General features: G+C 48.4%; 17 protein-coding genes. 10 read left to right on the top strand and 7 right to left on the bottom strand.

Translation table 11 applies throughout. From position 1 onward, the window contains the following. The first annotated feature begins 278 nt into the window (after nucleotides 1–278). The 3 genes from NWE92_08430 (at nucleotide 279) to NWE92_08420 (ending at nucleotide 2,485) form a co-directional block, all read left to right on the top strand. Nucleotides 279–623: a transcription factor S gene (locus NWE92_08430; GenBank protein MCW4029657.1), complete on the top strand. Its 345-nt coding sequence runs from the start codon at nucleotides 279–281 to the stop codon at nucleotides 621–623. A 419-nt stretch (nucleotides 624–1,042) separates the two neighbouring features. Next, complete coding sequence (locus NWE92_08425; protein ID MCW4029656.1) at nucleotides 1,043–1,576, top strand: DUF4184 family protein; 534 nt, start codon at nucleotides 1,043–1,045, stop codon at nucleotides 1,574–1,576. Between the two features lie 84 nt (nucleotides 1,577–1,660). Continuing rightward, on the top strand, nucleotides 1,661–2,485 hold the full coding sequence (locus tag NWE92_08420; protein MCW4029655.1) for a hypothetical protein: 825 nt from the start codon (nucleotides 1,661–1,663) through the stop codon (nucleotides 2,483–2,485). Between the two features lie 8 nt (nucleotides 2,486–2,493). On the opposite strand, the gene NWE92_08415 is transcribed toward NWE92_08420, so the two are convergent. Both NWE92_08415 and rpsJ read right to left on the bottom strand, forming a co-directional pair. After that, the gene (locus NWE92_08415; protein ID MCW4029654.1) at nucleotides 2,494–2,661 is read right to left on the bottom strand and encodes a hypothetical protein; all 168 of its coding nucleotides are present in this window, start codon (nucleotides 2,659–2,661) and stop codon (nucleotides 2,494–2,496) included. Between the two features lie 100 nt (nucleotides 2,662–2,761). Further along, nucleotides 2,762–3,070, bottom strand: a complete 309-nt coding sequence (gene rpsJ, locus NWE92_08410) for a 30S ribosomal protein S10 (protein MCW4029653.1) — start codon at nucleotides 3,068–3,070, stop codon at nucleotides 2,762–2,764. 344 nt (nucleotides 3,071–3,414) lie between these two features. Between rpsJ and NWE92_08405 the strand changes: the two genes are divergently transcribed. Both NWE92_08405 and NWE92_08400 read left to right on the top strand, forming a co-directional pair. After that, a complete protein-coding gene (locus tag NWE92_08405; protein MCW4029652.1) occupies nucleotides 3,415–4,620 on the top strand; it encodes a DNA repair exonuclease in 1,206 nt (401 codons plus the stop codon). Then, nucleotides 4,617–6,704: an SMC family ATPase gene (locus NWE92_08400; GenBank protein MCW4029651.1), complete on the top strand. Its 2,088-nt coding sequence runs from the start codon at nucleotides 4,617–4,619 to the stop codon at nucleotides 6,702–6,704. The genes NWE92_08405 and NWE92_08400 overlap by 4 nt, the downstream gene beginning before the upstream one ends. A gap of 123 nt (nucleotides 6,705–6,827) precedes the next feature. Here NWE92_08400 and NWE92_08395 read toward each other — a convergent pair whose 3' ends face one another. The 3 genes from NWE92_08395 to NWE92_08385 form a co-directional block, all read right to left on the bottom strand. After that, nucleotides 6,828–7,046 carry a hypothetical protein gene (locus NWE92_08395; GenBank protein MCW4029650.1) on the bottom strand — a complete coding sequence of 73 codons (219 nt, stop codon included), beginning with the start codon at nucleotides 7,044–7,046 and terminating at the stop codon, nucleotides 6,828–6,830. 24 nt (nucleotides 7,047–7,070) lie between these two features. Continuing rightward, nucleotides 7,071–7,421: a zinc-ribbon domain-containing protein gene (locus tag NWE92_08390; GenBank protein MCW4029649.1), complete on the bottom strand. Its 351-nt coding sequence runs from the start codon at nucleotides 7,419–7,421 to the stop codon at nucleotides 7,071–7,073. Nucleotides 7,422–7,487: 66 nt separating this feature from the next. Continuing rightward, complete coding sequence (locus NWE92_08385) at nucleotides 7,488–8,957, bottom strand: hypothetical protein (protein MCW4029648.1); 1,470 nt, start codon at nucleotides 8,955–8,957, stop codon at nucleotides 7,488–7,490. Nucleotides 8,958–9,207: 250 nt separating this feature from the next. Between NWE92_08385 and NWE92_08380 the strand changes: the two genes are divergently transcribed. After that, on the top strand, nucleotides 9,208–10,626 hold the full coding sequence (locus NWE92_08380; protein ID MCW4029647.1) for an MFS transporter: 1,419 nt from the start codon (nucleotides 9,208–9,210) through the stop codon (nucleotides 10,624–10,626). A gap of 257 nt (nucleotides 10,627–10,883) precedes the next feature. Here NWE92_08380 and NWE92_08375 read toward each other — a convergent pair whose 3' ends face one another. Continuing rightward, nucleotides 10,884–12,248, bottom strand: coding sequence for an NAD(P)/FAD-dependent oxidoreductase (locus tag NWE92_08375; GenBank protein MCW4029646.1), 1,365 nt, complete (start codon nucleotides 12,246–12,248; stop codon nucleotides 10,884–10,886). Nucleotides 12,249–12,343: 95 nt separating this feature from the next. Here NWE92_08375 and NWE92_08370 point away from each other — a divergent pair, with 95 nt between their 5' ends. Next, nucleotides 12,344–12,775, top strand: coding sequence for a helix-turn-helix transcriptional regulator (locus NWE92_08370; GenBank protein ID MCW4029645.1), 432 nt, complete (start codon nucleotides 12,344–12,346; stop codon nucleotides 12,773–12,775). 70 nt (nucleotides 12,776–12,845) lie between these two features. After that, nucleotides 12,846–13,862: an FkbM family methyltransferase gene (locus NWE92_08365; protein MCW4029644.1), complete on the top strand. Its 1,017-nt coding sequence runs from the start codon at nucleotides 12,846–12,848 to the stop codon at nucleotides 13,860–13,862. Between the two features lie 13 nt (nucleotides 13,863–13,875). On the opposite strand, the gene NWE92_08360 is transcribed toward NWE92_08365, so the two are convergent. Continuing rightward, nucleotides 13,876–14,376, bottom strand: a complete 501-nt coding sequence (locus NWE92_08360) for an Lrp/AsnC family transcriptional regulator (protein MCW4029643.1) — start codon at nucleotides 14,374–14,376, stop codon at nucleotides 13,876–13,878. Between the two features lie 118 nt (nucleotides 14,377–14,494). Between NWE92_08360 and NWE92_08355 the strand changes: the two genes are divergently transcribed. Both NWE92_08355 and NWE92_08350 read left to right on the top strand, forming a co-directional pair. Then, a complete protein-coding gene (locus NWE92_08355; protein MCW4029642.1) occupies nucleotides 14,495–15,466 on the top strand; it encodes an asparagine synthetase A in 972 nt (323 codons plus the stop codon). A gap of 146 nt (nucleotides 15,467–15,612) precedes the next feature. Further along, nucleotides 15,613–17,508 carry a phosphoenolpyruvate carboxykinase (GTP) gene (locus NWE92_08350; protein MCW4029641.1) on the top strand — a complete coding sequence of 632 codons (1,896 nt, stop codon included), beginning with the start codon at nucleotides 15,613–15,615 and terminating at the stop codon, nucleotides 17,506–17,508. The last annotated feature ends 36 nt before the right edge of the window (nucleotides 17,509–17,544 follow it).

The raw sequence follows: 17,544 nt of genomic DNA, 5'->3' as shown, positions 1-17,544 counted from the left end.
CAACTACATAAAGTTTGAGCCCCTCTTTAGAAAGTTCTTCCATGTTTTTTGTAGAGAAAAATATTGAAAAATACCATGGATCACGGTTGTTGTAGGCAGAGTGCAGTCACACTGTTATTTATTTTTCAATTGAGCTAAATGGTGGGTAACGAAAATGGAGGCTTCAGTAATCAGGGTTAACTTCAATGCAGCAAAAGTTTCTCCCTCTCCCTTCCTAAAAATTGCTTGCATAAGGTTAACCCCCACACTGACAGCCCCGAAAATGTGAGGTATGTTGAATGGAGTTTTGTCCCCAATGTGGTTCAATTCTAGCGACAAAAGCTGTTGAGACAGGAACGCAAGCTATGCTTGTGTTGACCTGCAAAAAATGCGGCTACACCAATCGAGACGTTAACGTGGGTAAAGTGGATTTAAAGAATATCCCGCATAACCCCAAACAGATGGTTGCCGTAATCGACAAGGAGAAACAGCTAAGCACCCAACCAACAATACATTTCAAATGCCCAAAATGCAACAACAGCACAGTGTTTGTTTGGTTGGTACAAACTCGAGGCGCAGACGAATCATCCACTCAGTTTCTGCGGTGCACCGACTGCGGCCATACCTTCCGAGAATATAGCTAACCCTCTTTCCTTTTGTCCAAAACTCTGGATAGAGGGCGCAAACCCCCATTCTTCCATTATGACTTTTTTTAACATAGATCAAAAAGTTTGTTTGTGGCTGGTTCTTGTGGAGAAAAAACCAGTCTATACATTGCCCCACATGCACATGGCGGCGGTTTCAACATGCCTCTATGTTAGGCGTGTGGGGGACTCTGGTTATGCCACATCCAAACAGACCCCAAAACAGGCAGCAAACCCAAAAAACAACCCAGACCTACAACCATCTTGTGGTATCCCGTAAACCGCCACACCCACACAAAGAGACAAAACAAAAAATTTGATCTACTGTTATGGCGGGGTTTCCTTCAGAGACTACCAACATCTCCCACAGGTAGCGAATACCCAAAACCATAACAAGCAACCAACACATAAGCTGCTTTATGCCCTTCACGCCATTCCATTTAGGCCCTGCCTTAGCCGTGGGGTTGCCGCTGAGAAGGTACCTGCATGCGCCTACCTTCATAGTTGCTAATGTGATTTTGGATGTGGAGCCTTTTTTGGTTCTGGTTTTGGGGCTGCCTTACCCACTGCATGGCTATCTGCATTCTTTGCTGTTGGCTTCAGCGGTGGGGCTGGCTTTGGGGGCGGTGATGTTTTGGATTGAGAAGCCGTTGCAGCCTTTTTACCAAAAAATCCAGCTAGAAACCCGCAAGCCCCTAAAACTTAGGTCGTTTCTGTTGGCGGGCGTCCTGGGGGCGTGGCTGCACGTGTTGCTGGATGCTTTTCTTTACTCGGAGATGGAGCCTTTTTATCCGTGGACAGCTAACCCGATGCTGCAAGCTGGTATAGGTAGTCCTGAAGAGTACCTGTTGTGTGTTTATCTGGGGATATTTGGCGTCGCGTATTGGGCTGCCTTGATCGCATATTCCAGCTACCAAACCAACAAAAAACAGAGCGCAGTGCCCAGTGCGTGATGGTTTGGGCTTGCGTTTTGGGTTTAGTTTTGGCGTAAAAATATAAGAAACCACATGCACTATCATAAAAAAGGCGTCATCTAGATGCAGTGCCAAGCTTGTGGACAAGAAACCATGCTTCCATTCCGTTGCCCCTTCTGCGGCGGACAATTCTGCAGTGCACACCGTCTACCAGAAAACCACAACTGCCCAGGCATAAGCAACGCCCGCGCGCAACGCCAAGAACAAGTTATGACCAACCAAGCCTACAACAGCTACAACTACAGCTACGTCTACGGTCAAGACCCCTACAAACGTAAAAACCGCATCCTCTTTAGCCAAAAAGAAGTCAAACACATAAGCATCGCAGCAGCCCTTGTCATCGGCATCGGCTTCTCGATGTACTTATATGAGGTTTTCTTGGACGGGTGGCCATGGGATTTGACGGCGATGTCAATTTTCGCTGTTTTAATGACCGCGTCCTTTTTGGTGCATGAGATCGCCCACAAAGTTTCGGCACAGAAAGCAGGTTTATGGGCTGAATTCCGACTTACCACTTGGGGTGCCCTTCTAACACTGTTCTCGGTGTTTCTGCCCTTTAAGATGATTTCACCAGGCGCCATGATGATTGGCGGTCAACCCTCAAGCGCAAAAGACATGGTAAAAATCTCTGTTGCTGGAGTGTTAACCAACTTGATTCTTTCCGTAGCCTTCCTCGCACTATTCTTTGCATTGCCGGTAAGTGGTGCAATGTTGGTTGTGTTAGCCTTTCTAGCTTACATTAACGCGTTCATGGCGGTATTTAACATGGTTCCGTTCGGAATCTTGGATGGCTATAAAGTATTTAGTTTGAACAAGAAAATCTGGGCAGCCGTCTTTATCCCAAGCGTCATCTTGGCCGTTTTTACTGGCTGGTTTTTCTTCTGGTAAGCGGAGTGTTATTCTCCTCTGACAAAAAGCAGGTAATGATTCACGGTATAGTTGAGTGCGCCGACTAGCCCCGCGGTCGAATATGTATGGATCCGCCAGCCCTGTTTTTCCCACTCTATGATTGCGGGTCCAACAGTGTCATGATGTTCCACCATTATACATCGCCATTCCTTCATGCCCTCACCTCAATCAAGGGTGTAGCTAAATTTGGCTAAAAAGGGTATGCTCTGGGCTAAAAGGAAAAATGAAATGGAAAAGAAGACAAGCAGAAAAGGCTTAGATGAGTTCGATGGTTACGTGCACTTCTTCGGGTACACGGATACGCATAATGCGTCTCATAACGCGCTCTTCAGAGTCGATGTCGATGAGGCGTTTGTGAATGCGCATTTCCCAGCGGTCCCATGTGGCTGTTCCTTCGCCGGATGGACCCTTAAGGACTGGAACACGTAGACGTTTAGTGGGAAGCGGTACTGGACCGTTCATTTTAACGCCTGTTTTCTGAGCTATGCTTCTGAGTTCTCCGCAAACCGTTTCAAGTTTCGCGTAATCGGTGCTTGTGAGGCGTATTCGAGCTTTTCTTACCATTTTGGTCCATCAATCCATTATTTTGCTGTGTTTAATATACGTTGGTGCACCTATGAGACTTAGACGGAACATAAAAACTTATCGACGCCCACAGACAAAGCGCATAACCAAATACACTTGTTGACTGCTGGAACGCGTCAAATGCAGCCGTGATGTATGCCCTTTTGGCTTGGTGGTCATCAGTTCAGAAACCTACACCCTCCCTTATATAAGTATAAATAGGTTTTAGCGTCTGCGGACTTTGTGGCAGTCATTTAGTGTGCCCAAAATTTTAATCCACTAAGATGGTAAAGACTTAAAACAGGCAACCCCAAACTCTACCTTCAAAGAAAAAGGTAATCGCTTTGAAGCCGTTTAGCTTTGTCCACGCCTCCGACCTCCACTTAGGCTACTCACAGTATGGGTTAGAGGCACGCCGCCAAGACTTCGATAATGCCTTTAGCGAACTTGTGGACAAAACCATCGAGCTTCATCCCGACTTCATGATTATCGCTGGCGACCTCTTTCATCAGCCTCGCCCCTCCAACATCACCTTGGAAAACACGATTCGCAGCTTTAAGCGCCTCAGAGACGCAGGCATCCCTGTGCTTACTGTGGATGGGTCGCATGATTCGGCGCCTAACACCATAACCAGCACCATCCTCTACCCCCTTGATAGTGCAGGACTCATAACTCATCTGCCGCGGCATCCCGGCGCGTGCTGGAGTAAACCCGACACCTGCTACGTATATGGCATACCTAATTATCATAACCGTCACAAGACTCAAGAAGCCCTTCCCCATTTCCTCGCCGACAACCCTCCCACTCCCCAACCAGACATCGCCAACATATTCGTCTTCCACGGCGCTCTCGACCTGCCCGAAGTGAAACCGCCCTTTATAGAAGCTGAACTCAGCCCCAATGACTTACCTGATGGCTTCTGCTACTACGCGGCGGGGCACATTCATGAACGGTTCTTGGGCAAATTCAAAGGTGGCGTCTTAGCGTATGCAGGCTGCACCGAAACCGTGGGCTATGATGAAGCGCACTACATCAAAGGCTTCTACCACGTTACGGTCGACGCAAAGGGGCAAGCCACCCCGCAACTCATTGACTTGGCGTGTCCGCGTCGCTTCATTATTCTAGAGCAGGATTACACAGGCATGTCGGCGGCTCAAATCACCGAGAACGCGACGGGTATGGTTCGTGAAGCTGATTCCGCCGACGCCGTGGTCATACCTGTGCTTAGGGGAACTTTGCCTGTGGAGGCGAGCCGCACTGAAATTGAAATCGGCAAAATCCGCGCCGCCGCCCCCAAAGCGCTCCTTGTCCACCCCATTGTGCTGCTCAAAGAAACCGCTGTCTCTGACGAGGTGGTGCGCTCCATCTTTGAAGGCGACTTCAAGGACCTTAAAACCAAATCCTACGAGTACTTCCTCCAAATCTTTAGCGAACGCTACAGCCCCGAAGAAGCAGACAAAATCGCCCACGGCGCCGTCAACCTAATCGAGCCCCTGACCCGCAAACAGGACGAAAAAGTCAGACAACAAATCGAGGAGCTCACCAAATGAAAATCGAAATCGTCCAACTTGAAAACATCCGCAGCCACCAAAAATCCACAGTACCCTTCACCCGCGGCTTCAACTGTCTCGTCGGCGGGTTAGGCTGCGGCAAATCCAGTGTGCTCTATGCGTTGGATTTTGCGTTGTTTGGCGATTCGGTGAGTCGGGGTTTTGAATATTTGCTGCGGGAAAACGCGGAGGCGGCAAAGGTTACGGTGCAGTTTAGCCATAACGGCAGCACCTACAAACTTGTCCGTGGACTCCGACGCAAAGGCAAGGGTATTAGTCAAGATGTGGAGCAGCTCAAACTCTTTGAAGACGAGCGGCTTCTTGCCTGCTCAAAAACCGACGCGGTAGCTGAGCAACTCAAAGCCATCACGGGATTAGACAAGGATTTGTACCGTGAAATTGTTTGGTTCCGCCAAGAGCACCTCAAGGAACTGTTGGATGTTACGCCTCGGGACCGCCAAAGAAAACTTGACGAACTCTTCGGCTTATCTGATTATGAGGAAGCATGGACCAACATCGCCCAATACCAACGCGACTACGAAACCGAAAAGCGCATATACGAAAAAGACCCTGACGTCAACGGGTTAGAGAAGCTTAACGCTGATTATAATCGGGCAAGCGAAGATTTCACGCTTTTAGAGATAGATTTAGAGGACCAAAAGCAACGGGTTGAGATCGCCAAACAGCTACTTGAAGAAGCTAATGTAAAACTCAAAGCGCTCGAGGACAAAAAACTCGCTGTCGAGGAACTCAAACGCAAAGAAGCCCGCCTAAACGCAAACATCCAAAACACAACCAACAACCTCGCCTCACTCACGGAACGCTTAGAGGGCAAAAAAACAATACTCGACAACCTTATCCAACGCCAAACATCTTTGCAAACCCAAATTAAGGTTTGCATCGAGAAGCTTACGCAGGTGGGGCTGGCGCCAAACCTCTCGGTTGAGGAGTTGCGGGTTTGTCTGGCTGGGTTTGATGATAAAATCAGTACCTTGCGTGCTGAGCAGGAAGCCACCGCCCGTAGTATGCAGCAGGACCAGAAACGTGCTGTGTCGTTGGAGAAAGAGGACATGTGTCCCCTCTGTATCCAGCCCCTGACGGGTGATTATAAAACTGATCTCATGCACCGCATAGAACACGAGAACCAAGAACGCCAAAAAAACATCAACTTGCTTCGGCTTCAAGTAGCGGATTTGCAGAAAAGCAAAACCCAAGCATCCGAAGCCTGCACCAACCTCCAAACCTGCCTCACCAAGGAGACGGATTTGAAGTCGCGCATAGCTGAAGAAGAAACTAACCTATCCCACCTTTCTGAGGAGTTTGTGCAAAAACAAAGGTCAGACGGCGAATTGCGCCAAGAATTAGCGGCGGTTCAGCTAGAAATCGGCAGATTTAACCTCCAAGACGTGGACGCCGCACGCCTGCAGCGCGACCAAGCCTTAAAGCAGGTTTTTGCCATCGAATCGGATTTACGCACCAAAGAAAACCGCAAACAAGACCTATCACGCCGCCTAGACGACACAAAAGAGCGCATTAATCAAGCTCAAGAAAAACTTGACCGCATGCAAAAAATACAAAAAACCGCCGAACTTCTCACTGCCATCCGAGATGCCTACCGCAGCATTCAACCCAAACTCAGAGGAGAATACGTCAAGGTGCTGCGTAATTTTGTCCAGCAGGTACTTGACAGTTTAGTAGGCGGCGAAACTCCCCTGCTAAACGTTCTCATTGACGAATCTTATACGCCATTTGTGAAAAGTGAGTCGGGGCAGAATCGGGAAGTCAGCAACCTCTCTGGCGGCGAACGCACGTTGTTGGCGTTTGCGTATCGGTTGGGGCTTGGGCAACTTATTATGCAGTCGCGGACGGGGCACGGTTTGAGCATGTTGGTTTTGGATGAGCCAACAGAGAACTTGGGCAGCGAAGACGGCAGCATCGAACGTTTAGCCGACGCCATTAGCCGATTCAAAGCCATCGAACAAATCATCGCCGTCACCCACAGCGAGGCATTTGCTGCTAAAGCTGAACATGTGGTAGTTCTGGAGAAAGAAGCTTCAATAAGCAAAATCTCCATCGAACGCTAACTTGTCAGCTTCGGACTTTAACCTATTTGTAGCCTATTTGGATGCTATTAGAAACTCTATGCAGAACCTATAGAGGGGTAGGTCGGTATTGGCTTTTTAGCGCATCAATAGTTTTTCGGAAATTTAAGGTTTAGAGGCGTTTTCGCTGCGTTTTTGTATTGTCTGTAGCTGCTGAGGCGTAAACATCTCCTCCCCACACGATGGGCACTTGAGTGCGTCTACATCATGTAGGATACTGCCGTCTATGTCAAGATCAAACTTTACTGCCACATATTCTACGCAGCAGCTAGGGCAAAGTAAGGCATCTGCTTTGATTCCTCGATTTCGGGATGATTTTTCCAAAAGAACCTATCCAAAAAAGTGGGATTATGTGGTTGTGGTGGATGCTTCGGTTTCGATTTTTGCGCCGCAGCTGCTGCAGAAGTCTGAGCCTTCGGGGTTTCGGGTGCCGCATTTGGAGCAGATTGTGCCGCCTTGGGTGGTGGCGTGTTTTTGGTTGATGTCTTCGCTGACTCTTTTGAAGGCAGCATGCATTTCGTGGGCTGCTAGGGTGAATGCTTTCTCGACTTCGACTCCGACTTGATAGAAGGCGTCTCGGAGTTCATCAGTTGGGTAGGCTGCGTTTGCGGCTTTACCCTTGGGCGTGCGGGTGCCGCATTTGGGACAGAAGAATGATTCATCATCTATTTTTGAGCCACAGTTAGAGCAATAAACCAAATTTCTTCACCAAACTATGCAACGTCAATTTTGAATTTAAGCCTTTTACCTTCAAGGCATAAACTGCTACGTTTTAAGCCAACCCAGCTTCAAACACGCATACCCCATGAAAAACATGATTAAACAAATAACCATAACAATCTGCCACAACACCGCCGTGTAGGGTACATCAAGCAGGTTCATACCCAAAATGCCGCCGATTGCCGAGGGAAAAATCGCCAACGCCGTGATGACCGCTAAAATTTTGAGAATCCGATTCGTATCAAATGATGTCTGGTTGATGTAGAGGTCAATTATGGACTGCAAACTGCCCGTGACGTCATCGGCTATCTCGTTTAGAAACTGTGTGGTATCCTGCAGGATGTGGAAGGCTTGTTCAGTTTTGTGGTCAAACCGCTCCACGAAAATGTTTCCGGTGTTTATGAGGCTAAGCATCTCTTTGAAGTGAACAATATTAGAGGCGACGCGGCCCACCTCTTTGCCGAAGCGATACATCCGCTCCAAAAAATCCTGCGGCAACCTAGATTTTGGCAGGTCACCGATTTTGATGACTTCCATCTCAACTTCGGATAGGAGCGCTTTGTAGTCATTTAAAACGTTCATAAGGATGCTAAAAAGCGTGGTTGCGACAACGTTGCCTTCCACAGTGGTCTTTGGCAAGTTGCGAAATACCTTGTCTGGCAAGTCAACGTTATGTTTAGAGACTGTTAAGATTTTGTTTTTGCGGTTGATTACGATGATGCCTGAGCGGACTATGGTTAAGTAATTCGCGGACGTTTTGGGGTAGATGATTTTGCCTGACTGCAAAAACAGCAAACTGACGTTTTCAGAATGATCAAGGTGGGGATAGATTTCGTCAATGAGGTTGCCCCTGAATTGGGCTTCGGGAATGTTTAGCATGTTGCTTAGCTGGGCGAAGCCTTCGTCGGATATATCGTGTATGTCTATCCATTCTTGGGTTGGGTCGTTGACGAGGCGGGATTGCAGTTCATCCCAGCTGATGGGGGTTGTGGTTTTTTGGTTTATGTCGACTAGCTGGATGATGGTGTTTGGCTGTTGGCTGGTGACGCCTGCGGTGGTGCCTTTGGTTCTTCGTCCTATGGCGGCGCGGCTGCCGACGGCGAAGACGCGGGGGATGGTTAGGAGCCTAAGCAGAAGCGTGGGGTGGCTTGGGAGTGCGAAGCTAAAAACTTGTGTTATTTGGATGAGGGGGATGGTGATTATGAAGAGGTCGACTAGGTGCCAGGGGGATTTGAAGTGTTCCCAGCGGTTGGGGGCGAGGTAGAGTTTGGAGAAGTATTCGACCTCAAATATTATGACGATGGTCCAGTCGGTGATGTCGAGGAAGCTTTGGCCTTGGGGGGTGACGGTGAAGAAGTAGTTGATTAAGATGATGGGTATAATTATGGTGGAGATGATTATCATGAATTTGTCGTTGAATACTGCGTCGACCATTTCTCGCATGGCTGCTCGGGGGTCTGCTTTTGGGGGGTAGAGCGAACGGGGTAAGGGCTCCATAGAAGCTTGGGTGCTCATATACTCTAGCATGGCAAAGCTTAATTGATAAAGCTTCGCTTAAAACTGCATCAAACAATTCAGCTATAGCTTAAAATTATTATATGTAGCGTGTATATGGTTGCTTGTTTGATTAATAAACAACAAACAGCTGACCAAACCGCGACTTGTTTATATCCAACGATTACTCTGGCATAATTGGCTGACCAACAGTCCAACGGTCCACCACCACGCCAGTGGAACCCCAACCGCCAGCCAAGGCGAAACACTTTTGAACAAAACCAAATCCCCCAGCCCAAGCCATTACGCCACCCAAATCCTCCTAACCGTAACCGCCGTCAGCCTACTCGTCAACTACGTCGAAACCATGGTCATCCCTGGCATCCCCAACATCCAAACCGACTTCCACGCTTCCGACACCACCGCCTCCTGGATAACCTCCGCCTTCCTCATCGTCGGCGCCGCCGTAGCCCCCCTATTTGGAAAACTCGGCGACATCTACGGCAAGAAAAAAACGTTCCTTTTAGTCCTGCTCTTCTATATGGCGGGTGTGGGTTTAGCGGGGTTTGCCCCCAACATCTATCTGCTCATCCTTGCCCGAGCCATTCAAGGCATCGGATTTGCGATTGTGCCCTTGGGGTTAGCGATAATCGCCGACGTGTACCCCAAAGAGAAAGTCGCAACCGCGCAGGGGATTATCAGCGGAACCTTCGCCATCGGAGCAGCAATCGGCTTAATCATTGGCGCCTATATTGTGCAGGATCTTTCTTGGCACTGGGCTTTCCACACTGCCATGATTTTGAGCATAGTGCTGTTTTTTTTGGCGTTTAAGATGATTAAGAAGGATGTGCCGGGGCAGAAAAGCAAAGTGGACTATGTGGGCGTCTCGATGCTTATGGCTGGTATTGTGCTGATTTTGCTCTACATCACGAATGCGCCGACGTCGGGGTGGGCTTCTTTGCAAAACTTAGTCATACTCATCGTTGGCGCGATTTTGACGGTGGGCTTTTTTGTGTACGAAAATCGCAGTTCCCACCCGCTAATAGAGTTGGGGCTGCTAAAAATCCGCAACGTCCTAGTAGCCAACCTCGTCGGTATAATCACGAATTTGGTGATGTTTTTGCTGTTCTTCGCCGTGGTTTACTATGCCCAGCAGCCGACGCCTTACGGGTTGGGGCTCGATATTGTGGCGACGGGGTTGACGTTAGCGCCGGGCACGTTTATTATGCTGTTCATGGGGCCCTTGATGGGTAAGCTGGTTATCCGAATCGGGCCTAAGCCCATTCTCCTGGTGGGCGCAGTGGTGAGCATTTTGGGGTTGTTGATGTTCATTTTTGAGCGTTCTTCGCCGCTGAATTTGATGCTTAACTCCGCCGTTGCGTTTGTCGGCGTTCTCTCGTTGACGATTCCGATTGTGAACATGATTTCGACTTCGTTGCCGCCTGACCGAGTCGCCGTAGGGTTTGGCATGAACACGATGCTACGCAACCTCGGCGGCGCCATCGGACCCGTCATCGCAACCACGCTGATGTCCACCTATACGGTGACGCATCTAAACGAGGTGCTTGCCGACGCCACAGCCTTCAACGTCATCTTCGCCGTAGCCATCGCCCTAGCCATAGTCATCATTGCGTTGAGCCTGTCCGTCAAGAATTATACGTTTAAAGCCAAAAAAGCCGACAACAAATAAACCGCACCCTCCCCCAACTTTTTGAAGCGGGGATTTCTACTGGTTTTCAACATGTTAATGGGCTTGTTTTGGGTCAATAGTGACCTACCCCTCTTAGGTTTCTACATAGAACCACTAATAGGATCCAAATAGGCTGCAAATAGGTTCGTTGAAAGCATCGGAAAGCAGTGAACAGCAACTGCAAACGGACACGCATTCTATAAGTGCAAAAATAAGACTTGAAATAAAGAAAAAAAGAAAGGTTGGTTTTGTTGGTTTTAGTCGACGAGTTTTTTGTGTCCTTCCTCAATCAGCTTTATTGTCTGGGCTTGCCATGCTTCGAAGCCGACTGGGGTTTCGGGGTAGGTGTTGTAGTGTGCGCCTAGCTCTTTCATCATGCTTACGGTGTTGTGGAGTTTGTTGAGGAAGCCGACTTTGCGGATGCCGCGGAAGACTCGTTTGGCGGTTTCGGTGATGTTGAGGTGGAAGTCGTCGCCCATGCCTGCCTTTAAGACGTCGTCTTCGGTCATGAGTTTTTGGTTCATGCCATAGTTTAAGTCGTCGTCGCTACAGGATAGGAGGAAGATTTTGAAGATGTCGAGGGTGCCTTGTTTTTTGCCGTAGGTGTTGATGTAGCGTTTGTTGTAGCCCCACAGCGCCTCTTTGGTGGGCTCACCTTTACCGAGTGCATCGACGATTTGCTGACCCGCATAGAATCCGCTGAGCATGCTGGGACCAATACCGCCGCCATGAATCGGATTAACCAGTGAGGCAGCGTCGCCGACCAGCATAACACCGTTGCCGACCATGTTGTCAAGTGGTCTGCGGACAGGGTCAAACCATGCGCCGCCCGTCAACACGAGGCTACCGTCGAACATGGGTTTGCTAAACGCGGTTTTGTAGAGTTGCTCTTTAGGATTCGGATAGCCTGTTTTGCGCATGCAGGTGCCGATGCCTACGTTTACGCGTGCACCGCCTTTGGGGAAAATCCAGACGTAGCCGCCTGGTGAGGCTTGTTGGTTAAGGTAAATTTCGCAGAAACGAGTATCCTCTGTTTCTTGCTTTAGCTGGCGGATTTCTCGGTAGCAAGCTTCCACGTCGGCGTTGTCGATTTCGCGGTCAATGCCGAGTTCGGCGGGGAGCTGCTTGCGGACCATGCCAAAGTAGCCCGTCGCGTCAATGGTTACTTTGCCGCGCAATTCTTTGACTGCGCCCGTCTTCATGTTTTTGACGGTTATGCCCGCGACTGCGCCGTTTTCGATTATGGGGCTGCGGAAATTCATGTTATCCTGTAATTGCGCGCCTGCGTCGGTGGCTTTCTTGAGCAGCCACTGCCCGAAGAGGCGGCGGTTTAGGATGTGGCCGACGAAGTCTTTGTCCGCGATGGTGAACACGGTGTTTTCGTCGGGGCTGTAGATTTTGATGCCGTCGATTTTGGCTTCTAATTCGCCGCCTGTGGGTTTTTCAAGACCCAGAGTGTTTAGGTGGTGGTCGCCTAGGGCGTCGCCGCAGATTTTTTCTCCGATTTCGCTTTTGGGCTTCTTTTCGATGAGGCAGACTTTGAGGCCTTTTTCAGCTACGGTTTTTGCTGCAAGGCAGCCGGCTGTGCCTGCGCCTACAACTATGGCGTCATATTTTTCCATGATGTATCCTCCAATGTAACTTTACTTTGTATACCATGTTGTATATGTAAAGCTTAATAAACTGTGAAGTAACCTAAACCCAACCGAGTATAACCATGAGCGCCCCCCTAACCCTAAGTGCAGAATTCCGAAAAATCGTCGAAGAACGCATGACCCACGTGCTCCAAGGCGTAGAAGTCGTCTTCAACGACATCATAAAAACCCAAAAAATCACTCCCCAAGAACTCAAAGACGAAGTCGAAAGCCTCCAAGACAGCTTCAACCTCCTCTTCCAAAAATGGAGCCTCGAAATCCTCTACACCCTAATCCTAAAAAACACCATGGGCTTTGGCAACATCAAAAAAATCCTAGGCGTAAACAGCCGCACCTTATCTGGCAAACTAAAAATGCTCCAAGAACACGGCTACATAACACGCAACGTCACCCCGGGTCCGCCGCTTCGAGTAGAATACGCCTTAACCTCCAAAGGCAAAGACACCGTACTTTTAGCGCTGCCGCTGCTGTATTATACTTCAAGTTCTGTCTAACCCTTTTTTGGTTTGATACGACAAACGAAAAATGTTTATGCCTACACCCTGACTTAATTTGGAGTGCTATATGCCAACACTAAGTGGCTTGTACCGAACGATTCAAACAACGCGCAGCTTTTGGGCTGTCATGCAGCTAAGAAACTCGTCCACCCCTCAAACCATCAAGTTTAGAAACGGCGTCGAAGCAAAAACAACCTACCTCCAATACACGCTGCTTAGAGACTGGTTTTGGAAACTCCAAAAACAAGGGTACCGCATCGAGAAAACTGAGGGCGGCTGCATAGTCAAAAAAGGCGAATTTATCTACCAAACAAACTATCCCGCATCGGGCTGGTTGTTGTTCGACTTGTTGCTTGACCTAAAATGCCGAGGCTGGAGCATAAACCGAACCAAAACCCAATACAGTCTCCAAAAAGACGGCGCCGCCTACACCATAACCCAAACGGGCGACAACCTCTTTGAAATCCAATCCAAAAAAATCCACCTCGTCGGACCCATAGACTTAGCCACCGTTTACTTCATCGAATGCAGCGAAGAGAAACTCTACGAAACCAACTTCCAAGGCAAAGTAGTGCTCGACGTCGGCGGCTTCTGTGGAGAAACAGCCGCGCTCTTCTCCAGTTTAGGTGCTGCTAAGGTCATAATCTATGAGCCCATCAGTGAGTATCAGACTTTTATTGAGCAAAATATTCGGTTAAATCACGTTAACGCTGAATTGTACAATGAAGGCATCGGCGAGACCGACGGATCGCAGACCATCAACTATGACCAGATTGGCGTAGGCTTCGGATTACTCTCCAAGGGACAAAAGAGCGCTGTTATAAAAATCAAAAAAATTTCCAGCATCCTTAAGGAAACTAAACCTAATATCGCAAAAATTGACTGCGAAGGAGCCGAAACCTGCCTAATCAATGTAGCCCCCGAGGTTTTGGGGTTAGTTCACTATTATTTTATTGAAACTCACACCAGAGAACTCCAAGTTTTGGTGGAGAAAAAATTTTTAGAGTCAGGCTTCAAGAAAGCGCGAGAGCCAACGCAACTCAATGATGGCACCGCAATGCTTTACTTCACAAGAAATAGCTGACTCTACATTCCGTTTAGGGGTGGCTTTTCTTTGGGGGCGGCGGCAGGCTAGTGGTTTCTTTAACGGTTTCAAACACCATGCATGTCAAGGTTTTCTCTAAGCCTTTGATGCGGCGCAGTTTATCCACCACAAATCTGCCGATTGCCTCCACGTTTTCTGCCCGTAACTTCATGAGGAGGTCCCAGTCGCCGGTTATGATGTGGACTTCTTGGACTTCGGGGAACTTGGCGATTTCTTCGGCTACGTCACGTTGGGTTATGGGGGTTTCGTGGTTTTGGGCTTGGTAGCTGACTTGGGCGAGAATAAACGCGGAGGTGGCGAGGTTGAGTTTTTCTGCGCTGAGTATGGCGCGGTATTGTTTGATGATGCCCATTTCTTCCATGCGTTTGGTTTTGGCGAAAACGGTGGTTATTGGGGCATTTATTTTTTTGGCGATTTGGTTGGCGGTGAGTTTGCTGTTTTCTTGGATTAGGAGCAGGATGGCGAGGTCTTTTTCGTCAAGTTTAATGCTCATATGTAAATCTTACATGTTTCAGGTATAAAAACTTGTAGTTATTGTAAATTAATCATTTTTTATTATAAAAAATTTATTACCTCCCGTGTACTGTGCTAATCCAACACAACCATTTCACGTGATTACCTTGAGTAAAGCAATCCAAATTCCCAAACCGTTAGACCAACTAACGACAACCGAGCTAGAACGAAAAGCCTGCATAGGCAAAATTATGACTTACACTCTCAAAAGTCTCACTAACACATACATTAACAAGGGCTTCCAATGGCTCCTCCCAGTTGCTTTGAGCCAAAGCACTGACCCCCTCTGGCCAGACCCTGGTGCATCCATCGAGAAACGCATTGAAGTCGACATCTACGGCAAACCCGTTCGCACCACCGCCAGCATGATTATCCACAAACTCGTCGCATCATCCACTGCCTATCCTAAACTATTCATCCTTTCACCCAACATCCGCATTGAAAAGGCGGAACGCGCAAAAACTGGAAGGCACATATACGAATTCACTCAATTAGACTTTGAAGTGAGCGGTGCAACTTCAAAAGATGTCTTTACATTGGTAGAAGACGCTATCTGCACCCTTGTTAAAGACCTCAAACGCGACATGAAAAGCGAATTAACCACTCTGTGCCGCTGTGACAGCCTCAAAGCTCCAAAGGCACCCTTCAAAGTCATTGACCGCTTGGATTTAGAAGCTAAATACGGCGCTGACGGTTGGGAAGCAGGCGTCGCAAAAGATATTACTGAACCCGTGTGGGTAACCAACATACCTCGTGAATTCTATGATTTTGAAGATTTCGCGACGGGTAAATGGGACAACTATGACCTCTTCTTGCCCCAGTTTGGCGAAGTACTCTCGGGTGCTAAGCGTGAATTTGAGTACAGCAAAATCTTGAGCAAGCTTGAGCGTGACCAAGTCAACAAAGACAACTATTCACTAGTGCTTAAAATGGCCAAAGACGGACGGCTCAAAGCCACTGCCGGCGGAGGCATAGGCATGGAACGTTTAGTTGGATGGCTTGCTGGTGTTGACCACATTGCTGAATGCCAACCTTTCCCCCGAGTCCCCGGAACTGTAAACGAACTATAGGTTTGTGTAAAGAATTTGCCTATGGAACGCTACAATTCTCCACATTTCTTTTCTTTGCACAAGGTTTATCATTTACTAATGCAAGTTACAAAAAGGAAGCCTAGACTTAATTTCAAGAATTTAATGGTGAAAAATACATGGCAATAATGAATCCCTATCTTGAAGCACTCCAACCTAAACTAACCGAAGCCGATTTTAAAAAACTTCAAAAAATCGACAACCCCAACGTACACGAATTCATCGCCAAAGAAAGCGATCTTTGTCACCCCGAAAAAATCTTCATATGCAGCGACTCCGCCGAAGACATAGCCTACGTCCGCAAACAAGCTATCGCCTCCGGAGAAGAACAAGCCACCCTAACCCTACAGGGACACACTCTTCACTTCGACGGCGAACAAGACCAAGGACGCGACCGCCAAGCCACCAAATACCTCGTACCCAAAGGCTTAACGTTGAGCAAGGCGCTTAACCAGATTGACCGCCAAGAGGGTCTCGTAGAAGTTCGAGGGTTGCTGCGAAACTCCATGGCAGGCAGAACCATGATTCTTCGCTTCATTTCTCTTGGACCCCCCGACTCGGTTTTCACGATATTAGGTTTACAAGCCACCGATTCATGGTATGTTGCCCACACTGAATCGCTACTCTACAGGGCAGGGTTTGAACAATTCGTTAAAGCTGGACCAAAAACAGATTTTCTGCGTGTGGTTCATTCCGCGGGGAAACTCACCAGTGACATGGTCAGCGAAGATTACGCTAAAAAACGCATCTACATCGACCACATGGATAACACTATCTACAGCGTCAACACCCAGTACGCTGGCAACTCGGTGGGTTTCAAGAAACTTGCCTTCCGTTTAGCCATCCGCAAAGCCAGCAGTGAAGGCTGGTTAGCTGAGCACATGCTGCTTATGGGCGTGTTTGGTCCTGGTGGACGCAAAACCTACTTTGCAGGTGCCTTCCCAAGTGCATGCGGCAAAACATCCACAGCTATGTTGCCGGGTGAAAAAATCTTAGGTGACGACATCGCCTACATCCGCGACATCGACTCTGTCGCCCGCGCCGTTAACGTGGAATCAGGCATCTTTGGCATTATCCAAGATGTCAACCCCAAAGATGACGCTCTCATCTGGAAGGTACTCACAACCCCTGGCGAAATCGTATTTAGCAACATCTTAGTGAAAGACGGCAAGCCCTACTGGCTTGGTATGGGGCAGGAATTACCCAAAGACGGCATCAACTACACTGGTACATGGTTTGAAGGCAAAAAAGACGAAAACGGCAACGACATCCCAGCAGCTCACAAAAACGCCCGCTACGCCGTGGCATTAACAGCCCTAGAAAACGTTGACCCTGAACTCAACAACCCCAACGGAGTCGAGTTAGGCGGCATCATGTATGGCGGTCGAGACGCAAAAGCCTACGTGCCTGTTCAACAGAGTTTTAGCTGGGAGCACGGTATCATCGCTTACGGTGCTTCATTGGAGACTGAAACCACTTTTGCAACCGTCGGCAAAGAAGGTGTCCCCGAAATTAACATGATGAGCATACAGGACTTCATCAGCATCCCCATGGGTCGAAACGTGCAGAATAACCTAAACTTCGGTAAAAAACTCCAAAAGCAACCCATCGTCTTCGGCGTGAACTACTTCCTTCGTGACATCGAAACTGGCAAATACCTCAACACCCCCAGAGACAAACATGTCTGGGTAAAGTGGATGGAACTCCGAGTGCACAACGAAGTCGAAGCTATCCCCACCCCCACAGGCTACATACCCAAATATGAAGACCTCAAGAAACTCTTCAAAGAAGTACTGGGTCGAAGCTACGAAAAAGCAGACTACAACAAACAATTCACCATCCGCGTCCCCGAAAACCTCTCCAAAATCGAACGCGTCTCCAAATTCTACCAAGAAAACGTCACTGACAACCCTCTGGAACTCTTCGGATTACTATACATGCAACGCGAACGGCTACTGGCTGCTCAAGCTAAATACGGCGACTATATTTCTCCTGAACAGTTCGAAAAAGAGAACAAGGCTTGACTTGAAAATGCTAAATTCAAAATCTTTTTTTTCCTT

This window comes from Candidatus Bathyarchaeota archaeon, assembly GCA_026014745.1.
Lineage (GTDB): Archaea > Thermoproteota > Bathyarchaeia > Bathyarchaeales > Bathycorpusculaceae > Bathycorpusculum.
The sequence above is the reverse complement of the archived record's forward strand: the minus strand, read 5'-3'. Positions and strand labels throughout refer to the sequence as shown.

What these genes read in the sequence shown, in the direction of transcription:
- NWE92_08430 (MCW4029657.1), top strand. Translation starts at nt 279, where the DNA reads ATGGAGTTTTGTCCCCAATGTGGTTCAATTCTAGCGACAAAAGCTGTT.
- NWE92_08425 (MCW4029656.1), top strand. Translation starts at nt 1,043, where the DNA reads ATGCCCTTCACGCCATTCCATTTAGGCCCTGCCTTAGCCGTGGGGTTG.
- NWE92_08420 (MCW4029655.1), top strand. Translation starts at nt 1,661, where the DNA reads ATGCAGTGCCAAGCTTGTGGACAAGAAACCATGCTTCCATTCCGTTGC.
- NWE92_08415 (MCW4029654.1), bottom strand. Translation starts at nt 2,661, where the DNA reads ATGAAGGAATGGCGATGTATAATGGTGGAACATCATGACACTGTTGGA.
- rpsJ (MCW4029653.1), bottom strand. Translation starts at nt 3,070, where the DNA reads ATGGTAAGAAAAGCTCGAATACGCCTCACAAGCACCGATTACGCGAAA.
- NWE92_08400 (MCW4029651.1), top strand. Translation starts at nt 4,617, where the DNA reads ATGAAAATCGAAATCGTCCAACTTGAAAACATCCGCAGCCACCAAAAA.
- NWE92_08385 (MCW4029648.1), bottom strand. Translation starts at nt 8,957, where the DNA reads ATGAGCACCCAAGCTTCTATGGAGCCCTTACCCCGTTCGCTCTACCCC.
- NWE92_08375 (MCW4029646.1), bottom strand. Translation starts at nt 12,248, where the DNA reads ATGGAAAAATATGACGCCATAGTTGTAGGCGCAGGCACAGCCGGCTGC.
- NWE92_08370 (MCW4029645.1), top strand. Translation starts at nt 12,344, where the DNA reads ATGAGCGCCCCCCTAACCCTAAGTGCAGAATTCCGAAAAATCGTCGAA.
- NWE92_08365 (MCW4029644.1), top strand. Translation starts at nt 12,846, where the DNA reads ATGCCAACACTAAGTGGCTTGTACCGAACGATTCAAACAACGCGCAGC.
- NWE92_08360 (MCW4029643.1), bottom strand. Translation starts at nt 14,376, where the DNA reads ATGAGCATTAAACTTGACGAAAAAGACCTCGCCATCCTGCTCCTAATC.
- NWE92_08350 (MCW4029641.1), top strand. Translation starts at nt 15,613, where the DNA reads ATGAATCCCTATCTTGAAGCACTCCAACCTAAACTAACCGAAGCCGAT.